Origin of the sequence: Methylobacterium soli, assembly GCF_008806385.1 — a bacterium.
GTDB classification, from domain to species: Bacteria; Pseudomonadota; Alphaproteobacteria; order Rhizobiales; family Beijerinckiaceae; genus Methylobacterium; species Methylobacterium soli.
The window spans coordinates 24734-39862 of the sequence record NZ_VZZK01000012.1 but is presented as its reverse complement, the minus strand read 5'-3'; the positions used below and the strand labels follow the sequence as shown (position 1 = coordinate 39862).

The following is a 15129-nucleotide window of genomic DNA, read 5'->3' as shown; positions in this document are numbered from 1 at the left end:
GGCGCCTGTCGAAGCCAGGATCACAAGGGGGTGCCGGGCGATTTCGTCAGGCGGCAGCCGGTGATCCGCCAGGTGCCGTCGGCCTGCCGTTCCAGGCTGTAGGCGGCCGTCCAGTCGACCCCGTAGGAATCCTGGATGGCGACGTCCTGCGCGAGGCCGTTCTCGGCCGTCTCCCGCCCCTCGCCGAAGACGAAGCTGCGGTGGCGGTAGATCGCCGCGTAGTTGCTCCGGACCATGCCGATGAAGACGTCGGGGGTCGGGAACAGGGCCTGGATCGAGGGCGCCGCCACCGCGTAGGCGCTCGCCGCGTCGTCGCGCCCGAGGGCCTCGACCTGCCGGGTGATGGCGGCCCGGGCCGCCTCGCGCGCCGGCTCGTCGAGCGCCCGCGCCGGCACTGCCCAGAGCGCGAGGACCAGGAAGGCGAGGACGGCGCGCATCGGGCATCAGCTCCGCGATCTTGACACCCCGGGAGTGTAAGGCGCGGCAGGCCGACGACAAGCCGGCGTCGCTCAACGATGCGCCGGCTCGGGCTGCGGGCCCTCGTGCAGGCGGCGCCAGGCGAAGACCGAGAACACGCCGATCAGGCAGGCGGCGATGCCGAACCAGGTGAAGGCGTATTGCATGTGGTTGTTCGGCAGGTCGACCCGGAGCTGCCCGCCGCGGGGCCAGGCCTGAGAGCCCGGGTTGGCGTCGGCCTCCACCAGGAAGGGCGCCGCCTCCGTGAGGCCGCGGGCGGCGGAGATGCCGGCGATGTCGCGGTTGAACCACTCGCCGCGGGCGGGGTCGGGGGCCGGCACGAACATGGCGCGCGCCTCGCTCGCGCGCAGGATGCCGGTGACGGTGGTGGGCCCCTCGACCAGGCCGCTGCGGCGGTCCTCCGGGCGCTTCAGCTCCGTCGGGGTGAAGCCGCGATTGACGAGGACGATGCCGCCATCCTGGCGCGCCAGGGGGGTGACCACGTAATAGCCCTGCAGCGCCCGGCCCGGCGTCTCGCCGGCCGCGAGGCCGTGGACCAGGGTCTCCTTGTCGTTCAGGTAGGTGCCGGAGACGCGCACGTGCCGGAACTCGTCGCGGGCGGGGTCCCAGGCGCCGGGGGCGGGGAGGGGCTGCGGCTCCGCCTTGGAGCGGGCGAGGATCCGGGCGATCAGGGCTTCCTTCTCGCCCTTGCGCTCCAATTGCCAGGTGCCGAGACCGAGGAGGATCGCCAGCGCCACCAGGGCGGCGAGGCCGGGCGCCAGGAGATCGCGCCAGGCGCCCGCTCGGATCGTCGTCGTGGTCACTTCTCGAAGCGCCCTTCCTCGGCCTTGTTGGAATATTGCAGGGCGACGAGCAGCCCCTTCAGCGGCCGGACCATGAGCAGGCTGAGGCCGATCGAGAGGGTGCCGGCCACGAGGGCATGAACCCAGATCGGAGGCTCGTAGGCGATCTCGAGCCAGAGGGCGAGGCCTACCACCACGAGGCCGACGATCGACATCACGAAGAAGGCCGGGCCATCCGCCGAATCGAAGCCCGAGTAATCGAGGCCGCAGGCCTCGCAGGAGGGGCGCAGGGTGAGGAAGCCCTGGAACAGGTGCCCTTCTCCGCAACGGGGGCAGCGGCCGCGCAGGCCGGTCGGGATCGGGGCGGGCAGGTCGTGCGTCCGGTTCAAAGCTTCACTCCTCGCGCGCCTCCGGGCCCTGCCCGAGCCGCGCCGCGGAAATCCCCCGAATGCCGAGGATATGGGGATCGGTCCCGATGCCCGATACGAGAAAGGGCGGCTCGCGCCGCCCTTTTCAGCATGCCCCTCATGCGTCCGATGGATGCAGAGGCGATGGTTGCGCGGGTCCGGCCCTCAATGGGCGCCGTGGCCGACGCCCGAGCCCCAGACGTAGATCGCGGCGAAGAGGAACAGCCACACCACGTCGACGAAGTGCCAGTACCAGGCGGCGAACTCGAAGCCGAGATGCTGCCGGGGCGTGAACTGGCCCGCATAGGTGCGGAGCAGGCAGACCGCGAGGAAGATGGTGCCGATGATGACGTGGGCGCCGTGGAAGCCCGTCGCCATGAAGAAGGTCGACGAGTAGATGCTGCCCGAGAAGCCGAAGGCGGCGTGGTGATACTCGTAGGCCTGGCAGGCGGTGAAGAGCACGCCGAGGATGATCGTCAGCCAGAGGCCGTATTTCAGCCCCTTGCGGTCACCGTTCAGGAGGGCGTGGTGCGCCCAGGTGATGGTGGTGCCGGAGGTGAGCAGGATCAGCGTGTTGAGGAGCGGCAGGTGCCAGGGATCGAAGGCCTCGATGCCCTTGGGCGGCCAGACGCCGCCGGTGAAATCGACGCGCGTCGCCTGGATCGGGTCGGCGGTGTAGAGGGCGGCCTCGAAATAGGCCCAGAACCACGCGACGAAGAACATCACCTCGGAGGCGATGAACATCATCATGCCGTAGCGGTGGTGGAGTTGGACGACGCGGGTGTGATCGCCCGAATTCGCCTCGTGGACGACGTCCTTCCACCACGAGAACATGGTGTAGAGCACGCCGATCGTGCCGGCACCGAAGATGTAGGGACCGGGCAACAGGGTGCCGATCTGGAGGCTCTTCATCCAGAACACGGCGCCGAACGCCATCAGGAAGCCCGAGAAGGCGCCGATCAGGGGCCACGGGCTCGGGCTGAGAATGTGGAAGTCGTGATTCTTGGCGTGCGCCTCAGCCATCTGAACGTCTCTCCTCGACCCCCGGTCCTTCGCCGCACCCGGCCCCGGCCCTGATTTCTTGTGACCCCGAGGACCGGACGAGCCCGGACCCTCAAGCTTGAACCCATTATGTGCGCGCGGATGCCTTGTCACGCGCACGCGATCAGAAATTCGATTTCTTGCCCGTCTCCGCGACCGCCGCCGTGGCCGGCTGGCCGTTCTTCGAGGCGAAGTAGGTGTAGGACAGCGTCATCTCGCTGAGATGGCTGGTGTTGGAATCCGTCCGCACCGCCGGGTCGATGTAGAACACCACCGGGAAGTCCATCGCCTCGCCGGGCTGCAGCGTCTGCTCCTTGAAGCAGAAGCACTCGATCTTGACGAAGTAGCCGCCCATCAGGGCCGGCTGCACGTTGAAGGTCGCGATGCCGGTGGAGGGCGTGGTGCCGGTGTTCTTCACCCGGAAGAACACCGTCGTGGTCTCGCCGAGATGCGCCGCGACCTTGGGGCTCTCCGCCCGGAACTTCCAGGGCAGCGTGGCGGCGACGTTGGTGTCGAAATGGACCACCATGCTGTCGTCGGTCCGCGCCATCGCGGCCGAGGGCGCCCCCCCCTGCAGCGGCGTGCCGTCATAGCCGGTCGCCTTGCAGAAGGCGTCGTAGAGGGGCACCGACGCGAAGGCGAGGCCGGTCATGCCGGCCACGAGCGCCGCGCAGGCGAGGGCCGTGCGGTTGGCCGACCGGTTCGGGTTCATTGGCGGCGGGCTGCGATCGATCATGGGTCTCTAGAGCGGCCGGTTGAGCACCTGCGGCCCGAGCTTCGCGATGGTGAGCACGAAGAACAGGACGACCATTGCGCCCAGGGCGAGCGCGATGGCGATGGAGCGCTTGCGGCGACGCTGCTCCTCTTCCGGGGTGAGGGGGCGATACGCGATCTTGGGATCCTGCATGATGCTCAGACGATGACGGGGCGGAACAGGCCCAGGCCCTGCTCGGCGAGGAGCGCCGAGAACAGGAGGAACAGATAGAGGATCGAGAAGGCGAACATGCCCATGGCGGCCCGCTTCTCGGCCTCGCCCTCGCGGTTGCGGAAGACCTGGACGCTGAAGGCCAGCATGCCGAGGCCGCCGAGGAGTCCGACGATGGCGTAGAGCAGGCCACCGAAGCCGAGGGCGACGGGGGCGAGGCCCAGCGGCGCCAGGAGCAGCGTGTAGTAGACGATCTGCCGGCGGGTCGATTGCGGGCCCGCCACGTTCGGCATCATCGGGATGCCGGCCTTGGCGTACTCGCCGGCCTTGACCAGCGCGAGCGCCCAGAAATGCGGCGGCGTCCAGATGAAGATGATCAGGAACAGCACGATCGACTCGATGCCGACGCTGCCGGAGATCACCGCCTGGCCGATCACCGGGGGGAGGGCGCCGGCGGCGCCGCCGATGACGATGTTCTGCGGCGTCGCCCGCTTCAGCCACATCGAGTAGATCACGGCGTAGAACACGATCGTGAAGGCCAGGAGCCCGGCCGCCAGCCAATTCGAGGCGAGGCCGAGGATCAGGACCGAGCCGACCGAGAGGGTGAGGCCGAAAGCCAGGGCCTCGTTGGGCTGGATCCGCCCGTCGGGGATCGGGCGCTTGGCCGTGCGGGTCATCACCGCGTCGATATCGGCGTCCCACCACATGTTGAGGCAGCCGGAGGCGCCCGCGCCCACCGCGATCATCAGGAGCGAGATCGCCGCGATCGTGGGCGGCACATGCCCGTGCGACACCACCATGCCGACGAGGGCGGTGAAGATCACCAGCACCATCACGCGCGGCTTCAGGAGCGCGAAGTAATCCGGCACGTCGCCGCCGACGGCGGCGGGAGCGGGGGCGAAGCGGTTCGCCTCGGCCCCGGCGGGGAGGGTGTTCGACAGGCTCGTCATCAAGGCCACAACCGTGTTTCGCTCGCCGGGCATGCCGGCCGTCGCCGGTCCTCCCGGCGCGTCAGACCGTTTCCGATCATCCGGGCGCGGAGCGCCGCGGGAGGGGCATCGGTCCGGCACTGATGGGCCGGATCGCCCTTTCCGGGTCCCTCCGCGACGGGGAGGAGCCTGGAAAGGGCGAGGACCGCCGGGGCGGTCCTCGCGATGGGGGCATTCAGTGGTAGCCCGGCTCGTCCACGATGCGGGGCAGCGTCTCGAACTGGTGGAAGGGCGGCGGCGAGGACAGGGTCCACTCGAGCGTGGTGGCACCCTCGCCCCAGGGATTGTCGGCCGCCCGGACCTTCGAGCGGAAGGCCAGGATCACCCCGATGACGAACACGATCATGCCGAGGGCGAAGATGTGGCCGCCCCAGGTGGCGACCCGGTGCCAGGGCGCGAAGGCGTCGGGGTAATCGGCGTAGCGGCGCGGCATGCCGGCGAGGCCCAGGAAGTGCATCGGGAAGAACAGGACGTTCGCGCCGATGAAGGCCAGCCAGAAGTGCAGCTTGCCGGCCCATTCCGGGATGACGTAGCCGGTCATCTTCGGGAACCAGTAATAGACGCCCGCGAAGATGATGAACACGGCGCCGAGGGAGAGCACGTAGTGGAAGTGCGCCACCACGTAGTAGGTGTCGTGCAGGTACTTGTCGACGGCCGAGTTCGCCAGCACGACGCCGGTGACGCCGCCGACCGTGAACAGGAAGATGAAGCCGACCGCCCAGTGCATCGCGGCGGTGAAGCGGATCGAGCCGCCCCACATCGTGGCGATCCAGGAGAAGATCTTCACGCCCGTGGGCACCGCGATGACCATGGTGGCGAAGACGAAGTAAGACTGCGTCTGGAGCGACAGGCCGACGGTGTACATGTGGTGGGCCCACACGACGAAGCCGACGACGCCGATGGCGACCATCGCGTAGGCCATCGCGAGATAGCCGAAGACGGGCTTGCGCGAGAAGGTCGCGATGATGTGGGAGACGATGCCGAAGGCCGGCAGGATCATGATGTAGACTTCGGGGTGACCGAAGAACCAGAACAGGTGCTGGTACAGGATCGGGTCGCCGCCGCCGGCCGGATCGAAGAAGGTGGTGCCGAAGTTGCGGTCGGTGAGCAGCATCGTGATCGCGCCGGCGAGAACCGGGAGCGACAGCAGCAGCAGGAAGGCGGTGACGAGCTCAGCCCAGGCGAAGAGCGGCATCTTGTGCAGCGTCATGCCGGGGGCGCGCATGTTGAGGATCGTCGTGATGAAGTTGATCGCGCCGAGGATCGAGCCCGCGCCGGACAGGTGCAGGGCGAAGATCGCGAAATCGACGGCGGGGCCCGGATGGCCGACGGTCGAGAGCGGCGGGTAGACGGTCCAGCCGGTGCCGGCGCCGCTGGCGCCTGGCGCGCCCTCGACGAAGAGCGAGCAGAGCAGGCTGCAGAAGCCCGCCACCGTCAGCCAGAACGAGATGTTGTTCATGCGCGGGAACGCCATGTCGGGCGCGCCGATCATGAGGGGCACGAACCAGTTGCCGAAGCCGCCGATCAGCGCCGGCATCACCATGAAGAACACCATGATGAGGCCGTGGCCGGTCACGAAGACGTTGTAGGTGGCCGGATTGGAGAAGTACTGCAGGCCGGGCTCCTCCATCTCCATGCGGATGCCGAAGGAGAGGAACGCGCCGATGATGCCCGCGCAGAAGGCGAACAGCAGGTAGAGCGTGCCGATGTCCTTGTGGTTCGTGGAGAGGAACCAGCGGGCGAAGAAGGAGGGTTTGTGATCGTCGTGGGCGTGATGCCCGGCTTGTGCTGCGGCGGTAGCCATCGATGCTGACCTTGCTCGGGTTTCTCGTGATCTCGCGATTGGTGTGGCGGTCGGAGCCGTGCCGGACGGCCCCGATCCTGCCGCGCCCTTAGCGGGCTTCGGCGAATTTCGACCCGTCGTCGATGCGGGCGTACTTGGTCTTCGCCTCGGTCAGCCACTGCGCGTAGGCCTCGTCGCTGACGACCCGCACCGTGATCGGCATGTAGGCGTGGCGCTGGCCGCAGAGCTCGGAGCACTGGCCGTGATAGGTGCCCTCGCGGTCGGCCTTGAACCAGAATTGGTTGAGCCGGCCCGGGACGGCGTCGATCTTGAAGCCGAAGGACGGCATCGCCCAGGAATGCAGCACGTCGGCGGCGGTGACCTGGATCTTCACGATCTTGTTCACCGGAACGACCATGTCGTTATCGGTGCCGAGGAGGCGCGGCTGCTTGTCCTCGTCGAGGTTGGCGTCGAACGCGAAGCCGCCGCCCTGGTCGGCCGGGTACTCGTAGGACCAGTACCAGGCATGGCCGATCACCTTCACGAGCACGTCGGCCTTGGGGTCCGAGAGCTGCGTGCGCAGGAGGCGGAAGGACGGGATCGCGACCGCCACGAGGATCAGCACCGGGACGATGGTCCAGGCCACCTCGATCAGGGTGTTGTGGGTGGTCTTCGAGGGCGTCGGGTTCGCCTTCTCGCTGAAGCGGTAGATGCAGTAGATGATCAGGCCGAGAACGAAGACCGAGATCGCCACCGAGAGCCAGTGCAGGCCGACCTCGAAGGAGAGGATGTCCCGGGCATTCTCGGTGACCGGAACCTGGCGGTCCATCTGCCACGGCTCGGGCTGGCCGATGCCCGCCGCGAGGGCGGAGGATGACGAGACCAGGAAGGCGCCGAGTGCGGCGAACCCCCACGATGACCGGTGTTGCGTCTGCGCCGTCCGCATGTGCCTCTCGTGGCTCCCCTTAGCGACCCTCAGGCCGACCGCTCGCGCCTTTGATTCTGCCGAGACCGGCGCGATGTGGTTGTGACGTGTCTGAGCCCCGGCCGAGCAAAAACCCGGCTGGGTCCGATCGCGGTGTCAGACCACAAGGAAGTTCAAGGTGCAACCGCAACAGCGTCGCATCATGCGCTTTCTTGCGGGCCACCTGGAACTTTTCCAGGTCGCGTTTGCGTGCCGGCCGGGGGCGCAAGGGCTTGCGCGCGCTGTTATGTTACGGGGTGCCGCCGGGCCCGGACCGGCGCGCGAAATCGAGAGAGCCGCGGGTCGTGCAACCGATGCAGCAGAGCAGGACGAACGAGACGCCAGAGCCCGCCTCCGGCCCCGAAACGCAGCCGACCGCCCGCGCGGTGCCGACCGAGATCATCGCCTACGACGCGTCCGATCCGCGCGCGGGCACCCGGTCCCTCGCGGTCGAGATGCCGGTCAATCTCGTGTACGGCAGCGTGCCCTACGCGGTGATGATGACGACGCCGTCCGACCTCGAGGACTTCGCCTACGGCTTCAGCCTGACGGAGGGGATCGTGGCGGCGGCGGAGGAGATCCGCTCCGCCCGCGTCGAGGACGGGGAGGGAGGCCTGCGGCTCCTCGTCGATCTGGTGCCCGGGCGCCTGCGCGAGCATCTCGCCCGCAAGCGTGCGATCAGCGGTCGCACCGGCTGCGGCGTCTGCGGCATCGACGACCTCTCGGCCCTGCCGATGGCCGAGCCGCGCCAGGCCGGCGCCACCCGGGTGGCGCTCGGGGCGATCAGCCGGGCGCTGGCGGCGCTCAGCGAGGCGCAGCGGCTCAATCACGAGACGCGGGCGGTCCACGCCGCCGCCTGGGCCCGGCTCGACGGCAGCCTCGTGGCCGTGCGGGAGGATGTCGGCCGCCACAACGCCCTCGACAAGCTCATCGGCGCCCTGATCCGGACCGGGACCGATCCGGCCGACGGGTTCCTGGTGATCACGAGCCGCTGCTCGTTCGAGATGGTGGAGAAGGCCGCTCATTTCGGGGCCGCCGTAGTGGTGGCGATCTCGGCCCCCACCTCGCTCGCCCTGGAGCGGGCCCAGCTCCACGGCATGACGCTCTGCGCCATCGCCCGCTCGGACAACCTGACGGTCTTCGCGGGCCGGGAGCGCCTGATCCTGGGCGCCTGATTTCGGGCGCCTCAGCTCTCGCGTGGATCCGGGCCGCCTACTCGGCGGCGGCCCCGTCCTTCTCGCTGCCGCCGGGCACGATCGTGGCGCCGCCGATCACCCGGACGTTGCGCTTGCCCTCGGCGGGCGGGTCCTTCCAGGCCTTCTCGGCCGGCTTGGCCTCCAGGGACTTGGCCTCCGGGGGCTTCACCTCGGCGGCCTTGCTCTCCGTGGCCGCCGATGGCTGCGGCTTCGGCTCGGCCGGGGGCGGCTGCACGGAAGCGGGGGTCTGGGCGGGATTCGGGGCGACCTTGGGCGGCTCGATCGCGGCCACCGGCGCCTCCGGCTTGCGTGGCTCCTTGGCCAATTCCTTGGCCTGCTCCCCGCTCTGCTCCCTCGTCTCGGCCGGCTTGAGCTTCGGCGCCGGCGCGTCCGGCGCCGTTCGGGCCGCCGGCTTGCCTTCGGGCTTCGGGGGTGCGAGGCGGCTCAGCTTGCGCGGGGATTCGGTCCGGCCCCGGGTATCCGGGTTCAGGCCGTGGGGATTCGCATCCGCGGGTTCCGGGCGCCCCGCGAGGGCGGGCCGGGCCGGCTCGGTGTGGCCGTAAAGGTCGGGGCGCGGCGCGAGCGCGCGGCCCGTCGGATTGGGAATGTCGGCGGGAGGCAAAAGGCGCTCGGCTTGGCGCTCGACTTGGCGCTCGACTTGGCGCTCAACCGGGCGCAGCGGGCGCCGCGGCTCGGCATCCTCCTCGGTCCAGCCGAACCCGGGCATCGGCCGGGAGACGCGGGCGGGCGCGTAGGGATCGCCGCCGAGGCGCTCGCGCCCCACGATGGCGCCGTCATGGGCATCGACGAAGAGGCGGATCCGGGCGCCGTTCGGCGCGAAGGCCTCGACGATGTAGGCGCGCCCGTCGAAGCGCGGGCGGGTGAGCCCGCTGAAGCCGCGCTCGCTCAGCCGCCACGCCACGGACCGCGGCGACAGGATCACGTCCTCGAAGGCGTACTGGGCCTGCGCCGCGCCGCCGAGGCCCAGCAGGACGGCCGCGGCGAGGAGGCCGGCGCGCAGGGCCGGGCGGGATCCGGCGGACCAGGAGAGCGTCGGAGCCGGGGGGAGCTTCCGGGAAACCTTGCGGCTCGCATCCATGAGGGCGTCGTCCCATTCCGTTGAGGGCCGGCTCGACCGGGCGGCGGGAGCTGCCGACCCCGAACCACCCGCTGCGGGGCCTGCCGCGTGCCGAAGGCCCGCCATGCGCGGGTCCTTCGGCTGTCCTGGCGAGGTCGTTGCCCCGCATGCCGCTTGTGCTCGGCAAGACTTCGTTAACCGTCCGAATAGGGCGAGATTGCGGGCCAATCCCGGCAAGACGCGGCCGGGATGTCTCCCATGCGTGTCTGCGTGCCCCTCCGCGGCATCGCGGCGCGCATCGGCATGAGCCCGCACGATGGCCGCCCGGGGCCTGCGGCGATGTCACTCTGCGGCCGCGCGGGGACGCCCGCCGCAAAACGCATGCGCTCCGGCGATCCGGGCCTTGCTGGACCGGTTAAAATCTGTCACCTTCCATCGTTAGGACAGCATCCCTGTCCCATTTTCGGCAAGGCCTCGAGGGCAGGCAAAGGGTTTCGGGACGTGAACATCGTAGCGTCGAAACGAGATCTGAAGCCGGTCGCCATTCGGGCGATCCGGGCCCACGCCGGCTGAGCACAGCCCGGCGTCGAGCCCGCGGGTGAGCGGGCGCTTCGACACCGAAGACCCGACCAAGACCCGACGTTGAGAGTTGCGTGAGCCCGGCATCGGTTGATGCCCGGGCATGAAACATGCTCGCATGCGAGCAGGTCGGACAGATGAAGGGGTTTTGAGCGTGGCCGCATCTGGTAGCTTCGAGGCCGTTCCGGCATTCATCCCGGCCACCCGGGACGGGGCAAAGCCGCTCGTCGTGCGCGATCCGGCGCTGCCGGCCGCGCAGGGCGCCTACGACCCCGCCCACGAGCGCGATGCCTGCGGCGTCGGCTTCATCGCCGACATGCATAACCGGCAGAGCCACGCCATCGTGCAGCAGGGCCTTCTGATCCTCAAGAATCTCGACCATCGCGGCGCCGTGGGCGCTGATCCGAAGATGGGCGACGGCTGCGGCATCCTCGTGCAGATCCCGCACGTTTTCTTCGCGGAGGAATGCTCGCGCCTCGGCTTCGAGCTGCCCCCGGCCGGCCACTACGCCATCGGCCAGTTCTTCCTGCCGAAGGCCGAGGCGGCGCGGCGCACCATCGAGGAGATCGTCGAGAAGGCGCTCGCCGACGAGGGCCTGCCGCTACTCGGCTGGCGCGACGTGCCGGTCGACCCCGAGGATCTCGGAAATGCCGTGAAGGAGACCGAGCCGCATCACCGGCAGGTCTTCATCGGGCGCCCCGCGAGCGTTTCCGACGACGATGCCTTCGAGCGCCGCGTCTTCATCGCCCGCAAGGTCATCTCCGGCAAGGTCTACGGTCTCGGCGACCCGAGCCTGATGGAGTTCTACCCGGTCTCGGTGTCGAGCCGCACCATCGTCTACAAGGGCATGGTGCTGGTGAACCAGCTCGGCCACTACTTCCTCGACCTGAAGGACGCGCGCTTCGTCTCGGCGCTCGCCCTCGTGCACCAGCGCTTCGCCACCAACACCTTTCCGACCTGGCGCCTGTCGCACCCCTACCGGATGGTCGCGCATAACGGCGAGATCAACACGCTGCGCGGCAACGTGAACTGGATGGCGGCGCGCCAGGCGAGCGTCGATTCCGAGTTGTTCGGCAACGACATCTCGAAGCTCTGGCCGATCTCCTACGAGGGCCAGTCCGACACCGCCTGCTTCGACAACGCCCTCGAATTCCTGGTGCAGGGCGGCTACCCGCTCGCCCACGCCATGATGATGCTGATCCCAGAGGCCTGGGCCGGCAATCCGCTGATGAGCGAGGAGCGGCGCGCTTTCTACGAGTACCATGCCGCCCTGATGGAGCCCTGGGACGGCCCGGCCGCCGTCTGCTTCACCGATGGCCGCCAGATCGGCGCGACGCTCGACCGCAACGGCCTCCGGCCCGCACGCTATATCGTGACCGAGGACGGCCTCGTGGTGCTCGCCTCCGAGATGGGCACGCTGCCGATCGAGGATTCGCGCATCATCGAGTCCTGGCGCCTGCAGCCCGGCCGCATGCTGCTGATCGACCTCGAGAAGGGCCGCATCGTCTCGGACGAGGAGATCAAGGGTGAGCTCGCCGCCGCGCACCCTTACGCGGAATGGCTGAAGAACACCCAGATCGTGCTGGAGGACCTGAAGCCCGTGGTGCCGCGCGCCTCCCGCGCCGACGTCTCGCTCCTCGATCGCCAGCAGGCCTTCGGCTACACCCAGGAGGACCTGAAGCTTCTGATGCAGCCCATGGCCGTGACCGGCCAGGAGGCGGTCGGCTCGATGGGCTCCGACACGCCGCTCTCGGCGCTCTCGGACAAGGCGAAGCTCCTCTACACCTACTTCAAGCAGAACTTCGCGCAGGTGACGAACCCGCCGATCGACCCGATCCGCGAGGAGGCCGTGATGAGCCTCGTCTCGTTCATCGGGCCGCGGCCGAACCTCCTCGACATGGAGGGCGCCTCGCGCAAGAAGCGCCTGGAGGTCCGCCAGCCGATTCTGACCAACGGCGACCTCGAGAAGATCCGCTCGATCGGCCATTTCGAGGACCGTTTCGACACCAAGACCCTCGACATGACCTACCCGGCCGAGACCGGGGCGGCCGCCATGGAGGGCGCCCTCGACCGTCTCTGCGACCGGGCCGAAGTCGCGGTGCGGGGCGGCTACAACATCATCATCCTGTCCGACCGCGCGGTCGGACCGGACCGGATCCCGATTCCGGCGCTGCTGGCCACCGCGGCCGTGCACAATTACCTGATCCGCAAGGGCCTGCGGACCTCGGTCGGCCTCGTGGTCGAATCGGGCGAGCCGCGCGAGGTGCATCACTTCGCCTGCCTGGCCGGTTATGGCGCGGAGGCGGTCAACCCGTATCTCGCCTTCGAGACGCTGATCGGCATGAAGGACGAGTTCCCGCCGGACCTCGTCGATGACGAGATCATCTACCGCTACATCAAGTCGATCGATAAGGGCCTGCTGAAGGTGATGTCCAAGATGGGCATCTCCACCTATCAATCCTATTGCGGCGCCCAGATCTTCGACGCGGTGGGGCTGAACTCCGCCTTCGTGGCGCGCGACTTCTTCGGCACCGCCACCACGGTCGAGGGCATCGGCATGGCCGAGGTCGCCGAGGAGACGGTGCGCCGCCACGCCGACGCCTTCGGGGACGCGCCGATCTACCGCCACGCCCTCGATGTCGGCGGCGAGTACGCCTATCGCCTGCGCGGCGAGGTCCACACCTGGACCCCGGACACGGTCGCGACGCTGCAGCACGCGGTGCGCCTCGGCGTGCCGGAGCGCTACCGGGAATACGCGCGCCTCGTGAACGAGCAGGAGAACCACCTCAAGACCCTGCGCGGCCTGTTCCGCATCAGGGAGGCGGGGGAGATCGGCCGGGCGCCGGTGGACCTCGCCGCGGTCGAGCCGGCCTCCGATATCGTCAGGCGCTTCGCCACCGGCGCGATGTCCTACGGCTCGATCTCGAAGGAGGCGCACGAGACGCTCGCGATCGCGGTGAACTCCTTCGGGGGCCGCTCGAACTCGGGCGAGGGCGGCGAGGAGGTCGAGCGCTTCAAGCCCCTTCCGGACGGGCGCTCGCGGCGCTCGGCCATCAAGCAGGTGGCCTCGGGCCGCTTCGGCGTCACGACGGAGTACCTCGTCAATTCCGACATGATGCAGATCAAGGTCGCGCAGGGCGCCAAGCCCGGCGAGGGCGGCCAGCTGCCCGGCCACAAGGTCGACGCCAAGATCGCCAAGGTCCGCTACGCCACCCCGGGCGTCGGGCTGATCTCGCCGCCGCCCCACCACGACATCTACTCGATCGAGGATCTGGCCCAGCTCATCTTCGATCTGAAGAACGTGAACCCGGCGGCCGACGTCTCGGTGAAGCTCGTCTCCGAGGTCGGCGTCGGCACGGTCGCGGCCGGCGTCGCCAAGGCGCGGGCGGACCACATCACGATCTCGGGCTTCGACGGCGGCACGGGCGCCGCGCCTCTCACCTCGCTCAAGCACGCGGGCGGCCCCTGGGAGACGGGTCTCGCCGAGACGCAGCAGACGCTGGTGCTCAACCACCTGCGCGGCCGCGTCGCCCTCCAGGCCGATGGCGGCATCCGCACCGGCCGCGACGTGATGATCGCGGCGCTGCTCGGGGCCGACCAGTTCGGCTTCTCGACCGCGCCGCTCATCGCGGCGGGCTGCATCATGATGCGCAAGTGCCACCTCAACACCTGCCCGGTCGGCGTCGCCACCCAGGATCCGGTGCTGCGCAAGCGCTTCAAGGGCACGCCCGAGCACGTGGTGAACTACTTCTTCTACGTGGCGGAGGAGGTCCGCGAGCTGATGGCCCAGATGGGCTTCACCCGGCTCGACGAGCTCGTCGGTCGCTCCGACCTCCTCGACAAGATCGAGGCGATCTCGCACTGGAAGGCGCGCGGCCTCGATTTCTCGAAGCTGTTCCACCGTCCCGAGGTCGGGCCGGAGGTGGCGATCCGCCATGTCGAGAAGCAGCACCACCCGGTCGACACGGTGCTCGACCGCCGCCTGATCGCGGGGGCGCAATCGGCCGTCGAGACCGGCGAGCCGGTGACGCTCACGGACGTGATCCGCAACTCCGACCGGGCGGCGGGCGCGATGCTCTCGGGCGTCGTCGCCAAGGCGCATGGCCATGAGGGGCTGCCCGACGACACCATCCGGGTGAAGCTTTCCGGCACCGCCGGCCAGAGCTTCGGCGCCTGGCTCGCGGCGGGCGTCACCGTGGAGCTGACCGGCCACGCCAACGACTATGTCGGCAAGGGCCTGTCGGGCGGCAAGCTGATCATCCGCCCGACGGACGCGCTCCGCTCGCCGCCGGACCGGACCATCATGGCCGGCAACACCGTCCTGTACGGGGCGATCGCGGGCGAGTGCTACATCCGCGGCTCCGCGGGCGAGCGCTTCGCGGTCCGGAACTCCGGCGCCATCGCGGTGGTCGAAGGGATGGGCGACCACGGCTGCGAGTACATGACCGGCGGCGTCGTCGTGTCGATCGGCGAGACCGGGCGCAACTTCGCGGCCGGCATGTCGGGCGGCATCGCCTACGTGCTCGACGAGGACGGCTCGTTCTCGGCCCGCTGCAACCTCTCGATGGTCGATCTCGAGCCCGTCGAGGAGGAGGACGACCTGATGCGCCGCTTCCATCAGGACGGCGACCTGGAGACCAAGGGGCGCGTCGACATCCTGGCCAACATGTCCGGCCACGACGAGGAGCGCCTGAGCCAGCTCATCACCAACCATCTCAAGTACACGGGCAGCCCCCGGGCACAGGCGATCCTGGATGATTGGGCCGGCTACCGGACCAAGTTCGTCAAGGTGATGCCGGTGGAGTACCGCCGAGCCCTGCGCGAGATGGAGATGGCCCGCATGCCGGTGGCGGCGGAATAGAACCCGAAGGGGCGGCCGATCTCGGACCGGCCGCCCCGGACAGACAG

At 69.2% G+C, this 15129-nt stretch carries 12 protein-coding genes; 2 read left to right on the top strand and 10 right to left on the bottom strand.

The features are described 5' to 3' along the window. Window positions 1-20: 20 nt before the first annotated feature. The 9 genes from F6X53_RS13445 to coxB all read right to left on the bottom strand — a co-directional run bounded on the left by F6X53_RS13445 (window position 21) and on the right by coxB (window position 7350). A complete protein-coding gene (locus tag F6X53_RS13445; RefSeq protein WP_151000550.1) occupies window positions 21-437 on the bottom strand; it encodes a DUF4864 domain-containing protein in 417 nt (138 codons plus the stop codon). Between the two features lie 72 nt (window positions 438-509). Beyond that, window positions 510-1280: an SURF1 family protein gene (locus F6X53_RS13440; protein ID WP_151000548.1), complete on the bottom strand. Its 771-nt coding sequence runs from the start codon at window positions 1278-1280 to the stop codon at window positions 510-512. Then, a complete protein-coding gene (locus tag F6X53_RS13435) occupies window positions 1277-1648 on the bottom strand; it encodes a DUF983 domain-containing protein (protein WP_151000546.1) in 372 nt (123 codons plus the stop codon). Before F6X53_RS13435 ends, F6X53_RS13440 begins: the two co-directional genes overlap by 4 nt. A 183-nt stretch (window positions 1649-1831) precedes the next feature. Next, window positions 1832-2689 (bottom strand): cytochrome c oxidase subunit 3, encoded by an 858-nt coding sequence (locus tag F6X53_RS13430; RefSeq protein ID WP_151000544.1) that lies wholly within the window; start codon window positions 2687-2689, stop codon window positions 1832-1834. 142 nt (window positions 2690-2831) lie between these two features. Beyond that, a complete protein-coding gene (locus tag F6X53_RS13425; protein WP_151000542.1) occupies window positions 2832-3443 on the bottom strand; it encodes a cytochrome c oxidase assembly protein in 612 nt (203 codons plus the stop codon). A gap of 6 nt (window positions 3444-3449) precedes the next feature. Then, window positions 3450-3614: a hypothetical protein gene (locus F6X53_RS32375; protein ID WP_191970827.1), complete on the bottom strand. Its 165-nt coding sequence runs from the start codon at window positions 3612-3614 to the stop codon at window positions 3450-3452. Between the two features lie 5 nt (window positions 3615-3619). Then, on the bottom strand, window positions 3620-4582 hold the full coding sequence (locus F6X53_RS13420; RefSeq protein WP_151000721.1) for a heme o synthase: 963 nt from the start codon (window positions 4580-4582) through the stop codon (window positions 3620-3622). Window positions 4583-4796: 214 nt separating this feature from the next. Next, the gene (gene ctaD / locus F6X53_RS13415; protein WP_151000540.1) at window positions 4797-6425 is read right to left on the bottom strand and encodes a cytochrome c oxidase subunit I; all 1629 of its coding nucleotides are present in this window, start codon (window positions 6423-6425) and stop codon (window positions 4797-4799) included. Window positions 6426-6513: 88 nt separating this feature from the next. Next, window positions 6514-7350, bottom strand: a complete 837-nt coding sequence (gene coxB, locus F6X53_RS13410) for a cytochrome c oxidase subunit II (RefSeq protein ID WP_151000538.1) — start codon at window positions 7348-7350, stop codon at window positions 6514-6516. 332 nt (window positions 7351-7682) lie between these two features. Here coxB and fdhD point away from each other — a divergent pair, with 332 nt between their 5' ends. Continuing rightward, window positions 7683-8543, top strand: a complete 861-nt coding sequence (fdhD, locus tag F6X53_RS13405; RefSeq protein ID WP_151000536.1) for a formate dehydrogenase accessory sulfurtransferase FdhD — start codon at window positions 7683-7685, stop codon at window positions 8541-8543. Window positions 8544-8580: 37 nt separating this feature from the next. Here fdhD and F6X53_RS13400 read toward each other — a convergent pair whose 3' ends face one another. Continuing rightward, a complete protein-coding gene (locus F6X53_RS13400; protein ID WP_244965566.1) occupies window positions 8581-9663 on the bottom strand; it encodes a hypothetical protein in 1083 nt (360 codons plus the stop codon). Between the two features lie 706 nt (window positions 9664-10369). Here F6X53_RS13400 and gltB point away from each other — a divergent pair. Then, the gene (gene gltB, locus F6X53_RS13395) at window positions 10370-15082 is read left to right on the top strand and encodes a glutamate synthase large subunit (RefSeq protein WP_151000534.1); all 4713 of its coding nucleotides are present in this window, start codon (window positions 10370-10372) and stop codon (window positions 15080-15082) included. Window positions 15083-15129: the final 47 nt, after the last annotated feature.

Bases quoted from the DNA above. Each gene is read 5' to 3' on its own strand.
- F6X53_RS32375 (WP_191970827.1), bottom strand. From the start codon at position 3,614: ATGCAGGATCCCAAGATCGCGTATCGCCCCCTCACCCCGGAAGAGGAG.
- coxB (WP_151000538.1), bottom strand. From the start codon at position 7,350: ATGCGGACGGCGCAGACGCAACACCGGTCATCGTGGGGGTTCGCCGCA.
- F6X53_RS13445 (WP_151000550.1), bottom strand. From the start codon at position 437: ATGCGCGCCGTCCTCGCCTTCCTGGTCCTCGCGCTCTGGGCAGTGCCG.
- F6X53_RS13400 (WP_244965566.1), bottom strand. From the start codon at position 9,663: ATGGATGCGAGCCGCAAGGTTTCCCGGAAGCTCCCCCCGGCTCCGACG.
- F6X53_RS13425 (WP_151000542.1), bottom strand. From the start codon at position 3,443: ATGATCGATCGCAGCCCGCCGCCAATGAACCCGAACCGGTCGGCCAAC.
- ctaD (WP_151000540.1), bottom strand. From the start codon at position 6,425: ATGGCTACCGCCGCAGCACAAGCCGGGCATCACGCCCACGACGATCAC.
- F6X53_RS13420 (WP_151000721.1), bottom strand. From the start codon at position 4,582: ATGACGAGCCTGTCGAACACCCTCCCCGCCGGGGCCGAGGCGAACCGC.
- F6X53_RS13430 (WP_151000544.1), bottom strand. From the start codon at position 2,689: ATGGCTGAGGCGCACGCCAAGAATCACGACTTCCACATTCTCAGCCCG.
- fdhD (WP_151000536.1), top strand. From the start codon at position 7,683: ATGCAGCAGAGCAGGACGAACGAGACGCCAGAGCCCGCCTCCGGCCCC.